Source organism: Gemmatimonadota bacterium (assembly GCA_009835325.1).
Lineage (GTDB): Bacteria > JAAXHH01 > JAAXHH01 > JAAXHH01 > JAAXHH01 > JAAXHH01.
Genome location: VXWP01000051.1, coordinates 1 through 18,121, shown reverse-complemented (window position 1 = coordinate 18,121; position 18,121 = coordinate 1). Strand labels below are relative to the sequence as shown.

General features: G+C 63.1%; 15 protein-coding genes. 5 read left to right on the top strand and 10 right to left on the bottom strand.

The window, feature by feature from the left end:
• Nucleotides 1-59 precede the first annotated feature (59 nt).
• Nucleotides 60-1,934, bottom strand: coding sequence for a peptide ABC transporter substrate-binding protein (locus F4Z81_06540; protein ID MXW04710.1), 1,875 nt, complete (start codon nt 1,932-1,934; stop codon nt 60-62).
• Nucleotides 1,935-2,118: 184 nt separating this feature from the next.
• Between F4Z81_06540 and F4Z81_06535 the strand changes: the two genes are divergently transcribed.
• The 4 genes from F4Z81_06535 to F4Z81_06520 are packed head-to-tail and all read left to right on the top strand — an operon-like array spanning nt 2,119 to nt 6,658.
• Entirely contained in the window at nt 2,119-3,138 is a 1,020-nt protein-coding gene (locus F4Z81_06535) for an aldo/keto reductase (GenBank protein ID MXW04709.1), read from the top strand.
• A gap of 5 nt (nt 3,139-3,143) precedes the next feature.
• The gene (locus F4Z81_06530; protein ID MXW04708.1) at nt 3,144-3,884 is read left to right on the top strand and encodes a sulfite exporter TauE/SafE family protein; all 741 of its coding nucleotides are present in this window, start codon (nt 3,144-3,146) and stop codon (nt 3,882-3,884) included.
• A gap of 19 nt (nt 3,885-3,903) precedes the next feature.
• Nucleotides 3,904-5,322 (top strand): sulfatase-like hydrolase/transferase, encoded by a 1,419-nt coding sequence (locus F4Z81_06525; GenBank protein MXW04707.1) that lies wholly within the window; start codon nt 3,904-3,906, stop codon nt 5,320-5,322.
• Between the two features lie 22 nt (nt 5,323-5,344).
• Complete coding sequence (locus F4Z81_06520) at nt 5,345-6,658, top strand: MFS transporter (protein ID MXW04706.1); 1,314 nt, start codon at nt 5,345-5,347, stop codon at nt 6,656-6,658.
• A gap of 4 nt (nt 6,659-6,662) precedes the next feature.
• Here F4Z81_06520 and F4Z81_06515 read toward each other — a convergent pair whose 3' ends face one another.
• From F4Z81_06515 to purD, 9 genes are all read right to left on the bottom strand, one after another.
• Nucleotides 6,663-7,394 carry a DUF1080 domain-containing protein gene (locus F4Z81_06515; GenBank protein ID MXW04705.1) on the bottom strand — a complete coding sequence of 244 codons (732 nt, stop codon included), beginning with the start codon at nt 7,392-7,394 and terminating at the stop codon, nt 6,663-6,665.
• 10 nt (nt 7,395-7,404) lie between these two features.
• Nucleotides 7,405-8,499: a M20 family metallopeptidase gene (locus tag F4Z81_06510; protein MXW04704.1), complete on the bottom strand. Its 1,095-nt coding sequence runs from the start codon at nt 8,497-8,499 to the stop codon at nt 7,405-7,407.
• Between the two features lie 69 nt (nt 8,500-8,568).
• Nucleotides 8,569-9,558 (bottom strand): aldo/keto reductase, encoded by a 990-nt coding sequence (locus F4Z81_06505; GenBank protein MXW04703.1) that lies wholly within the window; start codon nt 9,556-9,558, stop codon nt 8,569-8,571.
• Between the two features lie 178 nt (nt 9,559-9,736).
• Nucleotides 9,737-11,044: a PDZ domain-containing protein gene (locus tag F4Z81_06500; GenBank protein MXW04702.1), complete on the bottom strand. Its 1,308-nt coding sequence runs from the start codon at nt 11,042-11,044 to the stop codon at nt 9,737-9,739.
• A 6-nt stretch (nt 11,045-11,050) separates the two neighbouring features.
• Nucleotides 11,051-11,920, bottom strand: a complete 870-nt coding sequence (locus F4Z81_06495) for a hypothetical protein (protein ID MXW04701.1) — start codon at nt 11,918-11,920, stop codon at nt 11,051-11,053.
• 41 nt (nt 11,921-11,961) lie between these two features.
• Complete coding sequence (locus F4Z81_06490) at nt 11,962-12,624, bottom strand: sigma-70 family RNA polymerase sigma factor (GenBank protein MXW04700.1); 663 nt, start codon at nt 12,622-12,624, stop codon at nt 11,962-11,964.
• Nucleotides 12,625-12,800: 176 nt separating this feature from the next.
• On the bottom strand, nt 12,801-14,507 hold the full coding sequence (locus F4Z81_06485; protein ID MXW04699.1) for a DEAD/DEAH box helicase: 1,707 nt from the start codon (nt 14,505-14,507) through the stop codon (nt 12,801-12,803).
• A 15-nt stretch (nt 14,508-14,522) separates the two neighbouring features.
• Nucleotides 14,523-15,155: a threonylcarbamoyl-AMP synthase gene (locus F4Z81_06480; protein MXW04698.1), complete on the bottom strand. Its 633-nt coding sequence runs from the start codon at nt 15,153-15,155 to the stop codon at nt 14,523-14,525.
• Nucleotides 15,152-16,447 carry a phosphoribosylamine--glycine ligase gene (purD, locus tag F4Z81_06475; protein ID MXW04697.1) on the bottom strand — a complete coding sequence of 432 codons (1,296 nt, stop codon included), beginning with the start codon at nt 16,445-16,447 and terminating at the stop codon, nt 15,152-15,154. Before purD ends, F4Z81_06480 begins: the two co-directional genes overlap by 4 nt.
• Before the next feature lie 490 nt (nt 16,448-16,937).
• On the opposite strand from purD, the gene F4Z81_06470 reads away from it, so the two are divergent.
• The coding region (locus F4Z81_06470) for a S41 family peptidase (protein ID MXW04696.1) at nt 16,938-18,121 on the top strand (1,184 nt) is incomplete at its 3' end.

Sequence of the window (18,121 nt, the reverse complement as noted above, 5' to 3'; positions counted from 1 at the left end):
GCCGCGGCCGGATGCCGTCAGTGCCGGCCGGGCCGCTGCCGACTCACGCGCGGCTCGCATCAGTCGTCGCCAGTCAGCCACTGCCAGAACCGGAAGGGCTCCGGCTGGTTCTTCGTGGGATCCTTTAATACGTCCTTCGTGATGTAGAGCTCGGTCTGGAGATTGGACATGAGCTCGCCCCGCCAGGCCCGGTAGCCCCACTTGTTGGGTTCCAGGGCATCTCCCCGGATGAAGGGCTTCCACATCTGGTTGATCCGGATGTACCAGAGGAAGATACCCCCGGCTTCATCGACCAGGATCCGCTCGGCTTCCCGGTACATGGCCATACGCCGTTCAGGATCCCCGACCAGTTCATTGGCCTGTAGCACGAGTTGCTCGAATCGATCGTTGTGCCACGCGTGCCGGCCATTGGACATCCAGATGGTCAGCAGGTTGCCCGCGTCGATAAAGTCGTACTGGTACGGTACCATGCCAAGGGTCAGTTCCCGGGCGCTCATGGCATCCGCGTAGACTTTGCGCTCCACGTTGCGCACGCCCACATCCAGCCCCAGATGCTGATTCAGCATGGCCTGCACCGCCTCCGCGGCGATCCGGATGTTGGCGGCTTCCGCGCGCAGCCAGATGTTCACCTCCGGAAAACCGCGTCCGCCGGGGTAGCCGGCCTCGGCGAGGTACTGGCGGGCGAGTACGGGATCGAACCGTTGAAAGGGGGCCAGTTCCTCCGAGTTTGAACCCGGAAATCCGGGGGGCAGCATGGAAGAGGCCGGAACGCCCACGTCCCGCATGGCCGACTTCATGATGGCGTCGACATCGATGGCATGGGCGAAGGCCTTGCGCACGCGGATGTCGTCGAAGGGCGGATTATAGGTGTCCAGCATCAGGTAATACGTGGCGAAATCCGTGTAGGCATTGAGTTGTTTGCTCAAGACAGGATCCGCCTTGATCCGGTTGATCTCGGCCTGGTTGGTCAGGGGAACATAGTCCACCTCGCCCGCTTCGTAGGCCGAGAGGAACTGGGGCGGTACGGCAAGGTTGAACAGCCGGGCCACGACGCGTTCCAGCATGGGTTCTATCGGTCCACGGTAGTTGTGGTTGATGCCCAGCACGATGCGGTCGCCCTTGATCCACTCGACCAGGCGGTAGGGTCCGCTTCCGAAATGGGTTTCGGGACGAGTCGCCCATTCGGGTCCGTACTTGTCGAACAGGTGGGTCGGGGACACCCAGCTCTTGGCCAGCAGGAGCGGCAGGTAGGGCGCGGGGCGATCCGTGGTGAACGACACGGTGTAGTCGTCGTGGGCCTTCACTCCGAGGGAGTCGAGCGGAAGGCGTCGTCCCACGATGTCGGTCCAGTTCCTTATAGCCCGGAAGTACCATTCGAATTCGAACCCCGTATCGGGATTTGCCCAGCGGCGGAAGGTGGCCTCGTAGTCGCGGGCCGTGAGCGGATGGCCGTCGGCGAAGATCATCCCTTTGCGGATATTGTACGTCCAGGTCAGTCCGTCATCGGACAGTTTCCAGGAGGTGGCGCCGGCCGGGTGCAGGTTGAAGTTGCGGTCCACGCGGGCGAGCGGCTCGGCGACCAGGCCCACGCCCCATGCCTGCTTGTAGGTGGACGTGCCCCGGTCGAGATACCGGTTGTCGGGCGCAAACTGGGTGAGGACCTGGTGTTCCGGCGCCGCCGCGTCAGGAGGCAGTGTCACGCCGAAGGAGTTGACATGCCGTTCCGTCCCGCCGGCTTCCTTTTGGCCGCCAACCGGCAGCGCGAGGACGGAAAGGGTGATGAGGACGACGAACGCACCGAGCAGGAGCAAGGGAACCACCGGACGCATTCGCGCTGCCTTTCTCAGTCTGGCCGCGGACTGATCGATTCGGAACAACTGGCGTGTCCCTTGGACGACGGGTTGGATTACGTGATGGAGTCGCTGGTGCATCATACGGAATCGGCGTGGGGCTGTCAACGGTTTCGTCCCGGCACAGACGCCATAAAACGGGTGACACGAAATGCCTGAACGATTACTCTATACAGGATTCCAGACAGGATTCGCATAATATGCAACCGCCACCCTCTTCGAGGGAAAGTAGAGCCCTGACGGCGGTATTCACAGAAAGGAAAACAGCATGCCGATTGCCGCGAGACAACTGGGTACCACGGACGCCTATGTGACCGAGCTGGGTTTCGGCAGCGCGCCGCTGGGAGATCTCTTTCAGCCCGTCACGGACGCGAAGTCCCGCGCCACGCTGCGCGCGGCCTGGAGTGCCGGGATCCGCTACTACGACACGTCGCCCTGGTACGGGTACGGCAAGAGCGAATTGAGGCTGGGTGAGCTGCTACGACAGAAAAGCCACGGCTCCTACGTAGTGTCCACCAAGGTCGGCCGCGTTTTCAAGGCGACGCGGGACCTGAAGCGCTTCGATCAGGGTTTCTGGTGCGGCGGGCTGCCCTTCGACCATGTCTACGACTACAGCTACGACGGGATCATGCGATCCTACGAGGACAGCCTGATCCGCTTCGGGATCCACCGCATCGACCTGTTGCTGATCCACGACCTCGACCCCTTCTACCACAACGAGCCGCAGATCCAGGCCTACCTGCACCAGCTGTTCACCAGCGGCTGGCGCGCGCTGGCGGAACTCAAGGCCTCGGGCGACATCAAGGGCGTGGGCGCCGGCCTGAACAAGACCGGGATGATGCTGCGCTTCCTGGACCTGATGCCCCTGGATTTCTTTATCGTCGCCATGCCTTACACGCTCCTGGACCAGGACGCGCTGGACCTGGAACTGCCCCGGTGCGTGGAGGACGGCATCGGCATCGTGATCGGCGCCGTCTTCGCCTCCGGCATCCTGGTCACGGGACCCACGGAGACATCGACCTACGGTTACTTTCCCGCGACGCCCGAAATCATGGAGAAAACCCGTCGCATACAGGCCGTTTGCGAGCGTCACGGCGTGCCCCTCGCCGCGGCCGCCCTCCAGTTCCCGTTGTTCCACCCGGCGGTCGCGTCCGTCATTCCCGGCGCGGTCCGGCCCGAGTACGTCGAATCAAACCTGACTAACTACCAGCATCCCATACCTGCCGACCTCTGGGCAGAGCTCAAGTCGGACGGGCTGATACGCGACGACGCGCCGGTCCCGGGTTAGGCGCCATGGAATTCGAACTCTGGCAGCTGTTCCTGCTCGCCGGCGTGGGCGTCCTTTCGGGATTCCTGAACGTCATGGCAGGCGGCGGCTCGCTCCTGGCCCTCCCCGTGCTCATCTTCCTGGGCCTGCCAGGAAACGTGGCCAACGGCACCAACCGCGTGGCCATCGTCGCCCAGAACGCATCGGCCGTCACCAGCTTCTTCAAGCAAGGGTATGCGGAGCTGCGCACCATGCTGACCCTCGCGCTCTGCGCGGTGCCGGGGGCGGCGTTGGGGGCGTACCTGGGGACCCAGGTCAGCGGCGAGCTCTTCAACAGGATCCTCGGCGGCCTGATGATCCTGCTGCTGATCCTCATGAGCAGGAAACAGCGTGACGCGGAGACTACCGAGAAGCCGAAGCGACTCCTCCTGGGGCACGTCCTGATGGTCGCGGTGGGGTTCTACGGCGGGTTCATCCAGGCCGGGGTCGGGTTCTTTCTCATGGCGGTGCTCTATCGGGTCGTCGGCCTCGACCTCGTCCGCGTAAACGCCTTCAAGGTATTCATCGTCGGTATCTACACCCTGGTCGCGCTGGCCATCTTCGCGGACAAAGGACAGGTACTCTGGCTGCTCGGAGCCGCCCTGGCCGTGGGCACGACAGCCGGCGGATGGATCGGCGCGCATTTCACCGTCAAGCGGGGCGAGGGGCTGATCCGCGTGGTCCTGAACGTGGTACTGGTCGTCATGGCGATCCGGCTCCTGCTCTGACCCTACCGCAACGGAGTTCATCGTGACCGGCTCCGCAATCCCTTCCCGTCCGAACGTCATCCTCTGCATCTGCGACCAGCTGCGCGCATTTGAAGTGGGATGCTACGGAAACGAAGTCGTCCGGACGCCCCACCTGGACCGGCTCGCCACAGAAGGCGTGCGATTCGAAACGGCGGTGAGCAACAACCCCGTCTGCATGCCCGCCAGGTCCTGTCTCCTGTCGGGCCAGTACAGCCGGACCTGCATGGGCGCGCTGGGCAACTTCGCGGAGCGGATGGCGGATGGATCCACGACGATGCCCGAGTATCCGGCAGCCGGCCGACCCCACCTGCCTGCTCCGACGCTGCCCGAGATGTTCAAGACCCTCGGATACGATACGGCGCTGATCGGGAAATGGCACATCCACTCCGCGCCCGGAACGCTGGGGTTCGACTACAGCCTGTACCCTCGCGTCCACCACCGGCACAGCGGTCAGTCCTTCGTGGAGAACGACGGTGAGGAGTTCCTGGTGGAAGGATTCAGCGTCCGCTTCGAATCGGACCAGGTCGGGGGCTACCTGAGAGACCGCGAAAACCAGGCGAATCCCTTTTTCCTCTACTACAGCATTTCTCCACCCCACATGCCTCTCATGGACGCGCCCGAAACGTACCTGGATATGTACGACCCCGCCGATATCCCCCTGCGGCCCAACGTCTACCGGGACGGCCGGCTGCCATACAACGAACATTGGTTCAAGGTCTACCTGTGGGACTTTCTCTTCTACGAAAAAGACCTGCCGTTCACGCGCAAGCTGCCCCCCGGATTCGATCTGCGGCACCTGATCGCCCTGTATTACGGCATGACGACCTGGGTGGACGACATGGTCGGACGCCTCATGCATTTCCTCAAGGCGTACCACCTCGCGGAAAACACCATCGTCGTTTTCCTCTCCGATCACGGCGACAACCTCGGCAGCCACCACCTGTTCAACAAGGGCCGCCTGATCGAAGAGTCCATCCGCGTCCCGCTGGTCTTTCACGCGCCGGGCCGCCTGAACCCCCGGGTCGATGCGGCCACGACGGCCCAGCTCATCGACGTCATGCCCACCTTGCTCTCCCTCTGCGGCGGTTCCGTACCCGCCCATGTTCAGGGGTGCGATCTCGCGTCGGTGATATCGGGTGAAAACAGTCCGTTGGAAGACGAGGGCGTATTCGTGGAGACTTCCCTGGGACAAATCGGACTGCGCACGCCGACCCACACCTACGGGATCCGTGTCGATCCGAAAAACGGAAAAGTGCTGGATGACCGGGAATGCTTCTTCGATCTGCGGTCTGACCCCTACCAGTTGTCCAACCTGGGGGACGCCCGCCACGACACGGAGCTGGCGGCCGGTATCCGGGACCGGGTGCTCGAATGGCACGAAGCAACACCGTGGATGCACAACGGCGCATACCTGTGACGCATCTCAGTAGGAACCCCTGATGACTGAGAAAAGCCGGGAAGGAAACAACCGTCTGATCGTGGTATTGTTCGGCCTCATGTTCGTGGCCGTAGCCGACAATCAGATGATCTCCCCACTTCTGCCCGACCTGATGGCCGCCTTCGGCATGGGCGCGGGCCGGGCCGGGCTGCTGGTCTCAGTTTATGCCATCGCCGCGGCCGTGGTCTCCTTCGCGATCGGTCCGTTGTCGGACCGGACCGGACGCAGGAGAATGCTCATCGCCGCGCTGATCTTATTCACCGCTGCGACCCTGCTGTGCGGCCTGGCGTGGGACTATGCTTCGCTGGTGGCCTTCCGGGCCGTCACCGGCGCGGCCGCAGGCGCCCTCTCCCTCAATATTACCGCCTGTATCGGGGACCACTTTCCCTACAGGCGGCGGGGCGCCGCCATGGGACTGGTCATGTCCGGTTACTTCGCGGCCATGATCCTGGGCGTGCCGGCCGGGGCCTTTGTCGCGGAGGCCTGGTCCTGGCGGTGGGCCTTCGGCGTTTTTGCCGGGGCCGGGTTGCTGCTTTGGGCGCCGGCGCTGGCCGTCCTGCCTCATCGCGTTCCGGCGGTCAGCATGGCCCGCAAGGTCAGCTTGGGCGGTACGGGCAGTGCGGGCGGTGCAGACGGTGCGTACGGAGAGGTCCACGCAGTCAGCGCGGTCAGCGCGGCCCGCGCGGTCTCCATCAACAACCTGGCAAGAAGCTACGGTCGATTCCTCGGACGAACCGGCCCCCTGGCGGTGGTTGCTGCGTCTTTTCTCGTATCGGCTTCCACCGTCGGTTTCATCACCTACGTGGGGACGTGGCTGCGGGAGGCTTACGGACTCTCGACCGACTGGATCGGCCTGATATTCCTCTTCAGCGGACTGGGCGCACTGGTGGGCAGCCCTCTGGCCGGATACATCTCGGACCGCGCGGGTAAAAGGGGCGTCGTGGTGGTGAGCGGGCTGGTGATGGCCGGCCTGCTGGCAACTATACCCTGGGTAATCGGCCTGCTGCCGGTGGTCTTCGGCGGGTTCATCCTCACCGGCATCGCCGGGGCCTTCCGCCACGCGCCGCTTCAGGCGCTCGTGACGGCCATGGCATCCGACGAGGAACGCGGCACGCTCATCGCGCTCAAGAACACAGTGGCGGAATTCGGCATCGCCGGGGGTACGGCGCTTTGCGGCGTGCTCTACGTCGCCTTCGGATATCCTTCCGTCGGAGCGGCCTGCGGCGTCATGGCCGCGGCCGCATCCTTCGTCATCCTGATCTGGGTACGCGAACCGGGCGAAACGGGCGAAACGGGCGAACCCGGGCAGACCTGACGGCTCAGGATGCGTCGTAGGCGGTAAGGCGTCTCATCCAGATGTTGCGGAACCGGACGGGATCGCCGTGATCCTGCAGTTGCAGGGGGCCCGTGTCGGTGTGGGGCGTGTCGTAGTTCGCCAGGTCCCTGTGCCCGGTGGGACCGACGGCCCGCTGACGGTGGTGCACCACGATCCCGTTGTGGATAACCGTCAGGTGCGCGCCCTTCACCAGCCTGTCGCCGTCCCACGAAGGCGATTCGAAGACGATATCGTAGCTCTGCCATTCACCCGGTCCCCTGCTGGCATTGACCAGGGGAGGGTACTGGCCGTAAATGGACGAGGCGGAACCGTCGGCATAGGTCCGGTTGTCGAAGCTGTCCAGCACCTGGATTTCATAGAGCCCCAGCAGGAACACGCCGCTGTTGCCCCGGCCCTGGCTGTCTCCGACCACCTCTTCGGGCGTGGCCCATTCGAGATGAAGCTGGCAGTCGCCGAAATGCGCGCGGGTCGAGATGTCCCCCGTGCCGTTTACCTCCATGTAGCCGCATTCCACCTTCCACGCGGCGTCGCTTCCATCGCGGCCGACCCACTGGGCGAGGTCAGATCCGTCGAAGAGCACGACCGCGTCTGAGGGAGGGCTCCCGCAGGCGCCGCCCGGCGTGACCACGCGGGGCTGGGGCCGGTCGCCGTCGTGGACGCGCCATTTGCTGCCGGGTATTACGGAGGTATCGGTATATCCTACGGAATCCGCCATGGATCGACTCCTATAAGCAAACTTCGTGAATCATGCGTGCGTAGATGTCCACCGCTTCGTAAAGCTGCGGTATTTCCACGTATTCGCCCACCGTGTGGGCCTGCTCGATACTGCCGGGTCCCAGGACCACCATTTGCAGCTGCTCCCTGAAATGGGGGGCGTCGGTCCCGTAGGGCACGGTCTCCGGCCGCTTGCCGCCGGTGACATCGGAGGCCAGTTGCACGATGGGGTTCGAAGGATCGGCGTAGAAGGGGCGTGATATGCTGCTCGTAACCTCGAAGCCGTAGCCTTCGGCCCGTGAGACCAGTTCGCCCACCAGTTCTTCGCTGTGATCGTCCGGCATCGTGCGGAAGCAGATGTGACAGGTCGACCGCGCCGCGGAGACGTTCTGCTTCGTGTCGTAGTCGGTGATCACCATGTTGAACCCGTTGGAAGGGGGGCTGAACTCCGCGTTCAGGAACCGTTCATCCGTTTTGATCCGCTCCGCCAATTCGGCCATTTCAGCCAGGAAAGGAGCGATCTTGAAATTGGCGGATTCCCCAAGGCCCGTGCTGGTGTGTGCTGCCCTGCCGTGGGCCGTCACGACGATGTGGGCCGAGCCCTTGTGGGCGTACACCGGCGTCAGGCTGGTCGGCTCGGCCACCACGCCGTAGGTAGGACGAACGGCGCCCATGATGCGGGATTCCGTGGCGACCTGGTGCGCACCGCCTCCACCCACTTCCTCGTCGGCCGTCGCCACCACGATCAGCGGCTTCTTCAGCCGTTCCGCGTCCACCTGCGCGGCGGCGATCATGGTGCATGCCAGCGGGCCCTTCATGTCGCAGCTGCCCCGTCCCAGCAGCCGGTCGCCTTCGACCACGCCGTGATAGGCGTCCCAGTCCTGCTCCTGCCCCGGCACCGTATCCGTATGGGACAGGAAGGCCAGGCCGCCCTCGCCTTCACCCTTGCGTCCGACGAGGCTGACCTTCAGTTCGCCGTTTTCGTCCTCGTAGGACAGCCGTTCCACTTCGAGTCCGCATGCCTTCATCCGGTCTTCGACGAGGTCGGATACCGCCGCGTTGCTCCACCGGCTGACGGACTTCACATCCACGAATTCCTTCGTCATTTCAACTGGATCCAACCCCACGTAATCCCCCTCTCGAAATCGTCGTTGTCGCACCGTTGCGCGTTGCGCTCAGTCCGTCAGCCAACTCGACATTTCATCACGCAGTTCCGTGTCCCCCTTCAGGGCGAGGGCATCGAAGGCGTTGTCCAGGTGGCCGGTATGGCGGGCGCCTACGAGGACCGACGTGATATCGGGATGCCCCATGGCCCATGCCATGGCCATACACACCATCGGAATTCCCCTGTTATCCGCCAGGGCCCGCAGCCGCTCCACGTTGCGGAAGTTCCGGTCGTTGAAGTAGATGTCCGCGTGTCCGGGAATCACGTCGAAGCGCGAGCCTTTCGGGAAGTCGTTACGGTCCGGCGTGTATTTTCCCGCCAGGAAACCCGCGGCGAGCGGACTGTAGGACGTGACGCCCACTTCCTCCCGCCGGCACAGCGGAAACAGTTCGTCCTGGGCGCCGGGATCGGCCAGGTTGTAGGGCGGCTGGACTACCTCGAATCGGGCATAGCCCCCCCTGGCGCTGGTGTCCAGGGCCTCCCGGAGCTGGGAAGCGTTGAAGTTGCTGCAGCCCACGGTCCCGATCCTTCCCGCTGAAACCTCCTCGTCCAGCGCGGCCAGGCTTTCGGCAATGGGGACCGTCTCATCGGGGGAATGCAGTTCGTAGATGTCCACGCAGTCCACCTGCAAGCGCTCGAGACTGACCCGGAGCGCCCGGGCGATGTTCTCCGGGCGATTTCCGCTGCTCACCTTGGAGCAGATCACCACGTCGTCCCTGCAGCCTCGCGCTTTCATCCACTTTCCGATGATGATCTCGGAAGAGCCCATGATATCCGAGGTCTCGCGCACATCATCGACTTTCAACACGTCCCGCCGGTAGGTCCGGGCATTGCCGCCTCCATACGCCTCCGCCGTATCGAGCCAGTTAATCCCTCTTTCGACTGCATCGTCCAGTATGGCTGCCGATGCGTCCTCGTCGATCTCACGGCCGAACGTTACGCAGCCCAGGCCAATGAAGCTGAGTGACGTATCGGTGCGGCCGAGTTTTCGGTGTTCCATGCACACTCCCCTGGTGGAATACTGCGGATGCCGCGGCTGCCTGACGCATACCGCGAAGGTCTAACTCATATCGTAAAGCGCGGGTGGAAAAGGTGTGGTGTGAATGTATACCGGTGTGGATCGTACAGGCAAGGGATGTTTGGCCTGGAGCACGTGGCGGCCCCGGCGGATCGATCGCTCAGAATCCATCGTCTCCGGACCGGACCGGGGATCGCCGACCGATCAGCCGCATGCGTTCATCCAGCAGCCGCTTGAGTTGGTTCAACTTGATCCGGTGGGCTGCGAGTTCCCTTTCGTGTTCCAGGATCATCTGCTGGATGAGACGGGGATCTTCACCGGACCGGGGATCGTCCGGACCCTCTTCGGTGAGCAAGGGAGAAGCGGGCGCGGCGAGTGTTTTCGGTTGCGCCGCGAGCTCAGTGTGCGCGGTATGTTCCACATCCCCTCGAAGGTACCTGATTTCGATCCGGGTGCCCACCGGAAGCGTGGTCACGAACTCGGCGAGGACGATGGGATGGTTCATGGAGACGCCGTTCACGGCCTGAAGCACATCGCCCTTGCGCAGACCGACCCGCATGGCGGGACTGTCGGAATACACGTCCGAAACGACCATGCCTTCCACGGCGCCCAGCATGATATTGCGGTCGCCGCCGATGGTGACGCTTTCCCAGATTTTTTCCACGTGAACGCCCAGCCAGCTCCGGCGGATCTCGCCGAATTCGATGAGCTGCCGGGCAAAAGTCTTCACGCGATTAATGGGTATAACGGCGATCAGGCCCCTGCCTTCGCCTGCCCCGGAATCGACCGAGCCGGGCGCCTGAGCCCGACGGCGATCGGCTACGAGACCGAGCAGGCGGCCGTTCGTGGAGAACACCGCGCCGCCCGAGTAGGTGGAACCGACCACGGCGCTGACCTGGATCATGACGTCCTCTTCCCGCAGCCCGTTCACGATCCCCGTCGTCATCGAGGACGGGAAGCCATGGGCGTTGTTCAGCACCAGCACCCAGGACCCCGGACGGACGTCATCGGAATTACCCAGGCGAGCGGAACGGGTTTCCAGGCTGTCGACGCGGATCACGGCAATATCGGAAAGCCGGTCGACCCCGACGAGATGGCCCCGGCGGTACCGGCCGTTCCGAAAGTTCACCAGGATATCGTGGGCATGATCCACGACACCGGCGGTCGTAATGATGAAACCGTTCCGGTGAAGGACCACGCCGGTCCCGATGGACCGTTCCCAGTCCGTGAACGTCTGCCCGTTCACCGTATTGATGAACTTGCGCTGCACGATCACGCTGGCGACCGTCGGTTCGACCCGTTCTACGAGGCTTACGATCTCCCGCTCGAGGCTATGCAGGTAGGGGGTGGTTTGCCCATGGACCCGGCGATCGTCGCCCGTGTGCCAGCCGCAGGCCAGAAGCACGGCCCAGATCAAAGGCCGGAGTCGGCCGGTCCGGAGATGGGGGTTGGAGTGAGAACCGCGCATGGTGGATCAGAACGATATGCGGACGCGCTTGAGAGGAGCGGTCGGGCCCGATGACGGCGGCGCGTTGGGCGCGCCGGTCGTGCCGGGCGCACGCTGGGAATCTCGAAGCTCAGTGGTGCCAACGGTTTGCAGCAGGTCTTCCAGCGCCGGCCGATCCGGATCTCCGCCGGCTACCAGGTCCCGGCCGAAGGCCTCGTCGAACAGGGATGGATCGAGGCGCATGCCCGTACCCGCCGGAACGAACCGGATCCCATGGGTCATCGGTTCCATGGTCCTGACGGTGAGGATACCCGGTCTGTCGCCGGTAATGCCGTTTGTGGTGTATGGGAGACTGGTTGCTGCGGGAGTGGGGGGATTTGTTGCCTGTTCCGTGTTCATTGCCGGTTCTATCGCCATGTGCGGCGCGAGTTCCCGTTCCAGGGGAAAGGGCGAAATGGGATCGGGCGGCGCAAGTTCGGGTTCGAAGGGCGTCGGCAGGGCAAAAGCCATTTCTGGCCCTGCGGACGAATCGGGCCTGTCCGACGGACCGGCTATTCCGGCAAAACCGCCGATCACGGTTATGGTCAGGATCAGGCTGGTCGCGAATACCAGTTGAACGGGTCGCTGCCGGCTGAGTTCGCCCAGTTCGGTAAAGGCCGCCGATACGCGTTTCAACCAGGAGGAGGCGTATAATTCGCGGGCAACTTCCCGGTTCAGCAGGTTGCCGAGCTGCTGTTCGAACATCGGCCGGGGGGATAGGGCGGGAAGACTCTTCACGGCCCGCATGGCGCTTTCCATGTCCTGCATCCTGAGCCGGCACCGGGGACATCCGTTCAGGTGAAATCGAAGCTCGTCTTCAGCGGCCTTCGACAGCTGACCGTCCAGGTATTCCGACATCTGCCGCTCATATCCACTGCAATTCAAAACGTCCTTCCTCCTCAAAGTATCTCGACCTGCCACTGTCTCAACATTTCCTGCAGTCTCAGCCGTCCCCGGTTGACCCGGGACTTGACGGTTCCCGTAGGACAGCGGAGGATCTCGCCGATCTGCTCGTAAGAAAGCTCTTCAATGTCGCGCAGCACGATCACGGACTTGTATTTGTCCGGCAACTGATCGATCGCGTGCTGTATTGCCCGGCCCAGTTCGTTTTGCTCCAGGTGATCGCCGGGCCCCGCGTTCGTGTCCGGCAGATCGATGCTTTCCCGCGTGCTGTTCTCGTGGGGCGAAGCATTCAGGGAGAAGAACTGGCGGCGTTTCCGCTTGCGCAACTCGCTACGGGCGAGATTGAGTGCGATAGTATAGATCCAGGTGGAGAGATTGGAGATCGCCTTGTAGTTGTGACGGTTCCGGTAGACCCGCAAGAACGTCTCCTGCACCAGGTCTTCCGCGCATTCCGTATTGTGGACCATGCGGTAGATGCAGTTGTACAGCCTGGTACGGTATCTTCCGACGATCACCTCGAAAGCGCGTATATCGTCCCGCTGGACACGGACGAACAGCACTTCGTCCGACAGGGTCAGTTCGTCCAGTACACCGGACTCTACATCGGTGACCTGCACCGCGTTTATGGAGGTATTGTCGGCCATTTTATGTTCACCCATACCGCGTTATACGCCGCGCGGGGGATTCGGTTTCAAAAAACGCCTCAGCGTCCGGACGCCAGCCGTGCTGCACCGTTCCGGCTGCACCGTACCAGGCGCTTGCCGGACCGGCCATCTCAATCCAAAGTCTCTTGAATGAAATATAGAAATCCGTCGCGTCCGTGTCAACCGGACCGTCATGCCCGCACTTCGCTCACGTCGTGGATGGTATACTGGTAGCCCTGTTCTGTCAGAAAGAGCTGGCGGTTCACGGCATAGTCCTGGTCCAGGGTGTTCCGCGTAATGAGCGAATAGAATATGGCGGCGGAGCCGTCCGCCTTGGGACGGAGGATCCGGCCCAGCCGCTGGGCTTCCTCCTGGCGGGACCCGAAGGTGCCCGAAATCTGTATCGCCACGTTGGCGTCCGGCAGGTCGATGGCGAAGTTCGCGACCTTGGACACCACGAGGCGCTTGAGTTCGCCGTTTCTGAACCGGGTATACAGATCGAGGCGGGCCTGAAGCGGCGTGCTGCCGGTGATCAGGGGAAAGTCGAACAACGCGGCGATCTGCTTGAGCTGCCTCACGTACAGACCGATGATCAGGACCTGGTCCGATGGATGCTGTTCCAGCAAGGCGCGAATGATCTCGGTCTTGCGGCTGTTCTCCGAGGCAATCCTGAACTTGTCGCGGCGATTGGCCACGGCGTAGGACATGCGCCGCGCTTCGGGCAGATCGATCCGGATTTCACGGCAGTACGCCTCCGCGATCCAGCCCTGGCGCTCAAGGAGCTTCCACGGCATGTCGTATCTGCGGGGGCCGATCAGGCTGAAGACGTCGTCCTCCCGGCCGTCTTCGCGAACCAGCGTCGCGGTGAGCCCGAGGCGACGGCGGGCCTGGATTTCGGCCGTGTACCGGAAAACGGGGGCGGGGAGCAGATGGACCTCGTCGTAGATGATTAGGCCCCAGCCTTTCTGGTCGAAGAGGCCGAAATGCTCGAATTCGTCCCCCTTGCTCTTCCTGTAGGTCAGGATCTGGTAGGTGGCCAGGGTTACGGGCCGGATCTGTTTCGTTTCACCCGAATACTCTCCGATATGCTCTTCCGACAGCGAGGTCTTCTCGATCAACTCCTCCCGCCACTGGCGCAGGGCCACCGTATTGGCCGTCAGCACGAGGGTGTGGCACTTCAACACGGCCATCGCCCCGAGGGCCACGATGGTCTTCCCGGCGCCGCAGGGCAGCACGATGACCCCGTTGCCTCCCTGCGGTTCTCCGTTCATGTGAAACGCGCCGACCGCGTCCTGCTGGTAGTCCCGCATGGTGAAGGACTTCCGGTCTCCCGAAGCGGTGCGCAGGTTGATTTCCAGCGGGGCGCCTTCGACGTATCCCGCCAGGTCTTCCACGGGAAATCCGACCTTGATCAGCGCCTGCTTGATGTGGCCCCGGTACCGGTCTCCCACCTGCACCCTGCGCTCGTCCAGGGGCTGCGCGAGGAACTGCTTGACCGAGGGCAGCCCGGAAACTTCCGCGATCAGGGCGGGGTCGTCGGACTCGAGGATCAGCCTGCCGTCTTCCTTCTGCAGCCGTAGCTGCCCGTACCGGTCGATGAAATCGTAAATCTCGCGGCGGATGTTCTGCGGGATCTCGTACTTGCTCAGGCTTTCGAGCGATTCGAGCACGCCGTCGGCGTTCATGCCGGCCGAGGCGGCGTTCCACAGGGACAGCGGGCTCAGACGGTATACGTGGATGTGCTCCGGGGACTTTTCCAGTTCCGCGAACCGGGCAAGTGCGTCCCTGGCATCCTCGTAGCGCGGATGGTCGACTTCGACGAGGATGGTACGGTCGCTCTGTACGATCAGTGGATTCTTCAAGTCAGGCAAGGAAACCCCCAGGGTTCCGTCCTGCATGGCGCCCGCCGCCGCTCAAGGACGCCAGGCGTCCTCGACACGTTCAAATGGTGTACACCCCGCGCGGATCAGGCGCGGCGTGCCCGTGGATACGTCCACAACCGTCGAAGGCTGGTCCGAAGGCGATCGTCCGCCATCGAGAATCAGGTCGACCCGGTCGCCCAGCTGGGCGGCCACGTCCTCCGCCGTAAGGGGTTCCGGCTCACCGGAGCGGTTGGCACTGGGTGCGGTCACGGGGCCTCCCGCAGCACGGCACAGGGCCCCCGCGATCGCCGCGCCGCTGTGCCTGACCCCGATCGTGGCGCCCCCGCCCAGCAGTTCCCGCGGCACGCGGTCCAGCGCGGGAAAGACCAGCGTCAACGGTCCGGGCCAGCAGGCGTCCATCACCGCATGGACACCTGCGGGGATGCACCGGACCAGGCGGGCCAGGTCCTTCCTATGGGATACGAGTACCAGGATCGGCTTCGATTCCTCCCGGCCCTTGGCTTCATAGACCCGCCGGATCGCGTCGGGATTGGTTCCGTCCGCGCCCAATCCATATACCGTTTCGGTCGGAAAAGCCACGAGGCCCCCGGCGCGGACTATGCCCGCGGCCTCCTTCAGTGCGGTACCGTCCGGCCGCTCCGGATCGACAGCCAACACCTTCATGGTTTCGAATCCGATCGATCGATCCTGCGCAGGCCCTTTTGGCCGATGTCTCTGCGGAAATACCGGTTCTCGAACCGAACCCGGTCCACCGCCTCGTAGGCCCGGTCGATGGAACCCGCGAGATCGTCGGCCAGGGCCGTCACGCCAACGATCCTGCCGCCGTTGGTCACCAGTTTTCCGTCCCGACTGGCCGTATCGGCATGAAAGGCGAAAACATCGTCCATCGCGTCCAACCGGTCCAGCCCGCTTATCTCCATCCCTTTCTCGTATTCGCCGGGATATCCACCGGAGGCTACCACCACGCAGGTCGCGGCCTTCCGCTTCCAGGTCAGGGGCCGGGCCGGCATCCTGCCCTCGCTGATCCCGACCGCCAGTTCCGCGAAATCGTCTTCGAGGAGCGGCAGGATGACCTGGGCCTCGGGATCGCCGAATCGGCTGTTGAACTCCACGACCATTGGGCCCTGACCGGTCATCATGATACCGCAGTACAACACCCCTCTGAAAGGCCGTCCGCGTGTTTTCATGCCACGAACCGCGGGTTCGATGATCCGTTCCAGGATGTCCCGCATCGCGCCCTCATCGATGACCGGCGCCGGTGCGTAAGCGCCCATGCCCCCGGTGTTGGGCCCCGTATCGCCGTCATGGATGGGCTTGTGATCCTGCGACGGGACCAGCGGAAGGACCCGTTCGCCATCGGTCAACGCGAATACGGACGCCTCCTCGCCTTCCATGAAGGCCTCCACGACCACGTTCCGGCCCGCATCGCCGAACATCCTGTCGGTCATCACCACGTCAAGGGCCTTCATGGCTTCTTCGACAGTCCGGCATACCAGCGCGCCCTTGCCGGCGGCCAGGCCGTCGGCTTTGATCACGATCGGCGCACCCTGTTCGTTCACGTACGTCCGCGCCGCGTCCACGTCCGAAAACACTGCGAACGCGGCCGTGGGAATGCCCTCCTCCCGCATCATCCGCTTGGCGAACACCTTGCTCCATTCGATTTCGGCGGCCGCCCGTGTCGGACCGAAGGCCCGTATCCCCATGCTTTCCACCGCGTCGACCACGCCGGCTTCCAGTGCGCCGTCAGGTCCCACCACCACCAGGTCCACCCCGTTTTCGCGGGCAAAAACGGCGATCCCGCGCGGGTCTTCCGGTGCGATGGCGACGCAGTCTCCAAGCGCTGCGATTCCCGGATTGCCCGGTGCGGCGTACAGGTCTTCCACGAGGGCCGACCTGCGAAGCGCCCAGGCCAGCGAGTGCTCTCTTCCTCCCTTGCCGACGACAAGAACGTTCATGGCGCCTCCGATTTACGGGGCGGCGGGCCCGTGAACATCAAATCCATACCACCCGTCAGTCGAAACTGAATAGGATCCTCACGCGATTGAATGTGATCCGCCCGTGTCCGTCTGCGTTCCGATGGGGTGGACGGTGAAACCAATGAAATGGCGTTGGCGTTCATATTGTATAATGGATACGCTGTGCCTGATTCGTCACAATCGGGGATGACCGCGGGACCGCATGGAATCCACCCGGACCCTCAATAAGATGATGATCAGCGAGATCGGAAAAGTTAAAGAAACACAGGGGGATTGTCAAGGCGTGAACACTAAAAACACCATCGCCGCGCGCCTCGAAAACCGTTGACATGGTACATCCCTGCTTTAGTATTACTTAGTTACTTTAATATCAACTGGCGACCTCGCCTGGCATGCAACCTGAAGGTCGTTTACTGCACGAACCTGGTCGAATCCCGGGCGGAAGACCGGGACGAAGGAGTCTGGCCATATGTCGACCCTGAAGAAACCGAAATACGCCATCCTGCTGGTCTTCGTCGCGGTCGGGTCGTTCCTGCTCGGCAGTGCGGCCGACAGGACGATCCATGCGGCGGACAACATCTTCTCGAGCACGAGGCTGCTGATGGGCGTGCTCAACCTGGTCAACGACAACTACGTGGAGGAAGTCCAGCCAGGCGAGTTGATCTACGCCGCGATCGACGGCATGCTCGAGGTGCTCGACCCCCATTCCAGCTTCCTGAGCAAGGAGAGCTTCGCCGAAATGGGCGAGCGCTTCAGCGGGAAGTTCTACGGTATCGGGATCGAGTTCGACGTATTGGATGGGTTTCTGTACGTGATTTCCGTGATCGACGAATCGCCGTCGGAAGCCGTCGGCCTGCAGTCCGGAGACCGAATCGTCCGGATCGACGGTGAATCGGCGATCGGCATCAAGCACGACGAGGTGAGGCAGAAGCTGCGCGGGGAGAAGGGAACCAGGGTGGACGTAACCATCGAACGGCCCGGTGTCGACGAGCGGTTCGACGTGACGATTACCCGGGACAGCATCCCCATTCGCAGTGTCAGGACGTCCTTCATGCTGGAAGACCGGACGGGATACATCCAGTTGATCCGGTTCGCCAAGACCACTTCCCGTGAACTGGAGACCGCCCTGGACAGGCTTCAGCAAGAAGGCATGGAACGGCTGATTCTCGACTTGAGAGGCAATTCAGGAGGATACCTGGACCAGGCGGTCGAAGTGTCCAGCAAGTTCATACCCGAAGGCCGCGTAATCGTCAAGACCATGGGAAGGAACCGGAGCTCAAACCAGACCTTCAAATCGATAAGCGGCGTAAACCACCGGGAAATGCCGCTGGTGATCCTGCTGGACCACCGCTCCGCCTCCGCTTCCGAAATCGTGGCGGGCGCCGTCCAGGACTGGGACCGGGGCGTAATCGCCGGAACCCGCAGCTTTGGCAAGGGCCTCGTTCAGACCCTCTTCGCGGAGCCTCACCTGACGGACGGTTCCGCGCTCAAGCTGACGACCGCCAGATACTACACCCCGAGCGGCCGGATGATCCAGCGGGACTATAAGAACAAGTCCTTCCAGGAATACGTCGAAGGCTCGTTCAGCGAGGCGGGCGAGGCCGGCGAGGCCGGCGTGGCCGGCGAGGCCGGCGAGGCCGGCGAGGCCGGTAC

Bases quoted from the DNA above. Each gene is read 5' to 3' on its own strand.
- F4Z81_06490 (MXW04700.1), bottom strand. From the start codon at position 12,624: ATGGGTGAACATAAAATGGCCGACAATACCTCCATAAACGCGGTGCAG.
- F4Z81_06515 (MXW04705.1), bottom strand. From the start codon at position 7,394: ATGGCGGATTCCGTAGGATATACCGATACCTCCGTAATACCCGGCAGC.
- F4Z81_06535 (MXW04709.1), top strand. From the start codon at position 2,119: ATGCCGATTGCCGCGAGACAACTGGGTACCACGGACGCCTATGTGACC.
- F4Z81_06510 (MXW04704.1), bottom strand. From the start codon at position 8,499: ATGACGAAGGAATTCGTGGATGTGAAGTCCGTCAGCCGGTGGAGCAAC.
- F4Z81_06540 (MXW04710.1), bottom strand. From the start codon at position 1,934: ATGATGCACCAGCGACTCCATCACGTAATCCAACCCGTCGTCCAAGGG.
- F4Z81_06530 (MXW04708.1), top strand. From the start codon at position 3,144: ATGGAATTCGAACTCTGGCAGCTGTTCCTGCTCGCCGGCGTGGGCGTC.
- F4Z81_06495 (MXW04701.1), bottom strand. From the start codon at position 11,920: ATGTCGGAATACCTGGACGGTCAGCTGTCGAAGGCCGCTGAAGACGAG.
- F4Z81_06505 (MXW04703.1), bottom strand. From the start codon at position 9,558: ATGGAACACCGAAAACTCGGCCGCACCGATACGTCACTCAGCTTCATT.
- F4Z81_06520 (MXW04706.1), top strand. From the start codon at position 5,345: ATGACTGAGAAAAGCCGGGAAGGAAACAACCGTCTGATCGTGGTATTG.
- F4Z81_06480 (MXW04698.1), bottom strand. From the start codon at position 15,155: ATGAAGGTGTTGGCTGTCGATCCGGAGCGGCCGGACGGTACCGCACTG.
- F4Z81_06485 (MXW04699.1), bottom strand. From the start codon at position 14,507: ATGCAGGACGGAACCCTGGGGGTTTCCTTGCCTGACTTGAAGAATCCA.
- F4Z81_06500 (MXW04702.1), bottom strand. From the start codon at position 11,044: ATGCGCGGTTCTCACTCCAACCCCCATCTCCGGACCGGCCGACTCCGG.
- purD (MXW04697.1), bottom strand. From the start codon at position 16,447: ATGAACGTTCTTGTCGTCGGCAAGGGAGGAAGAGAGCACTCGCTGGCC.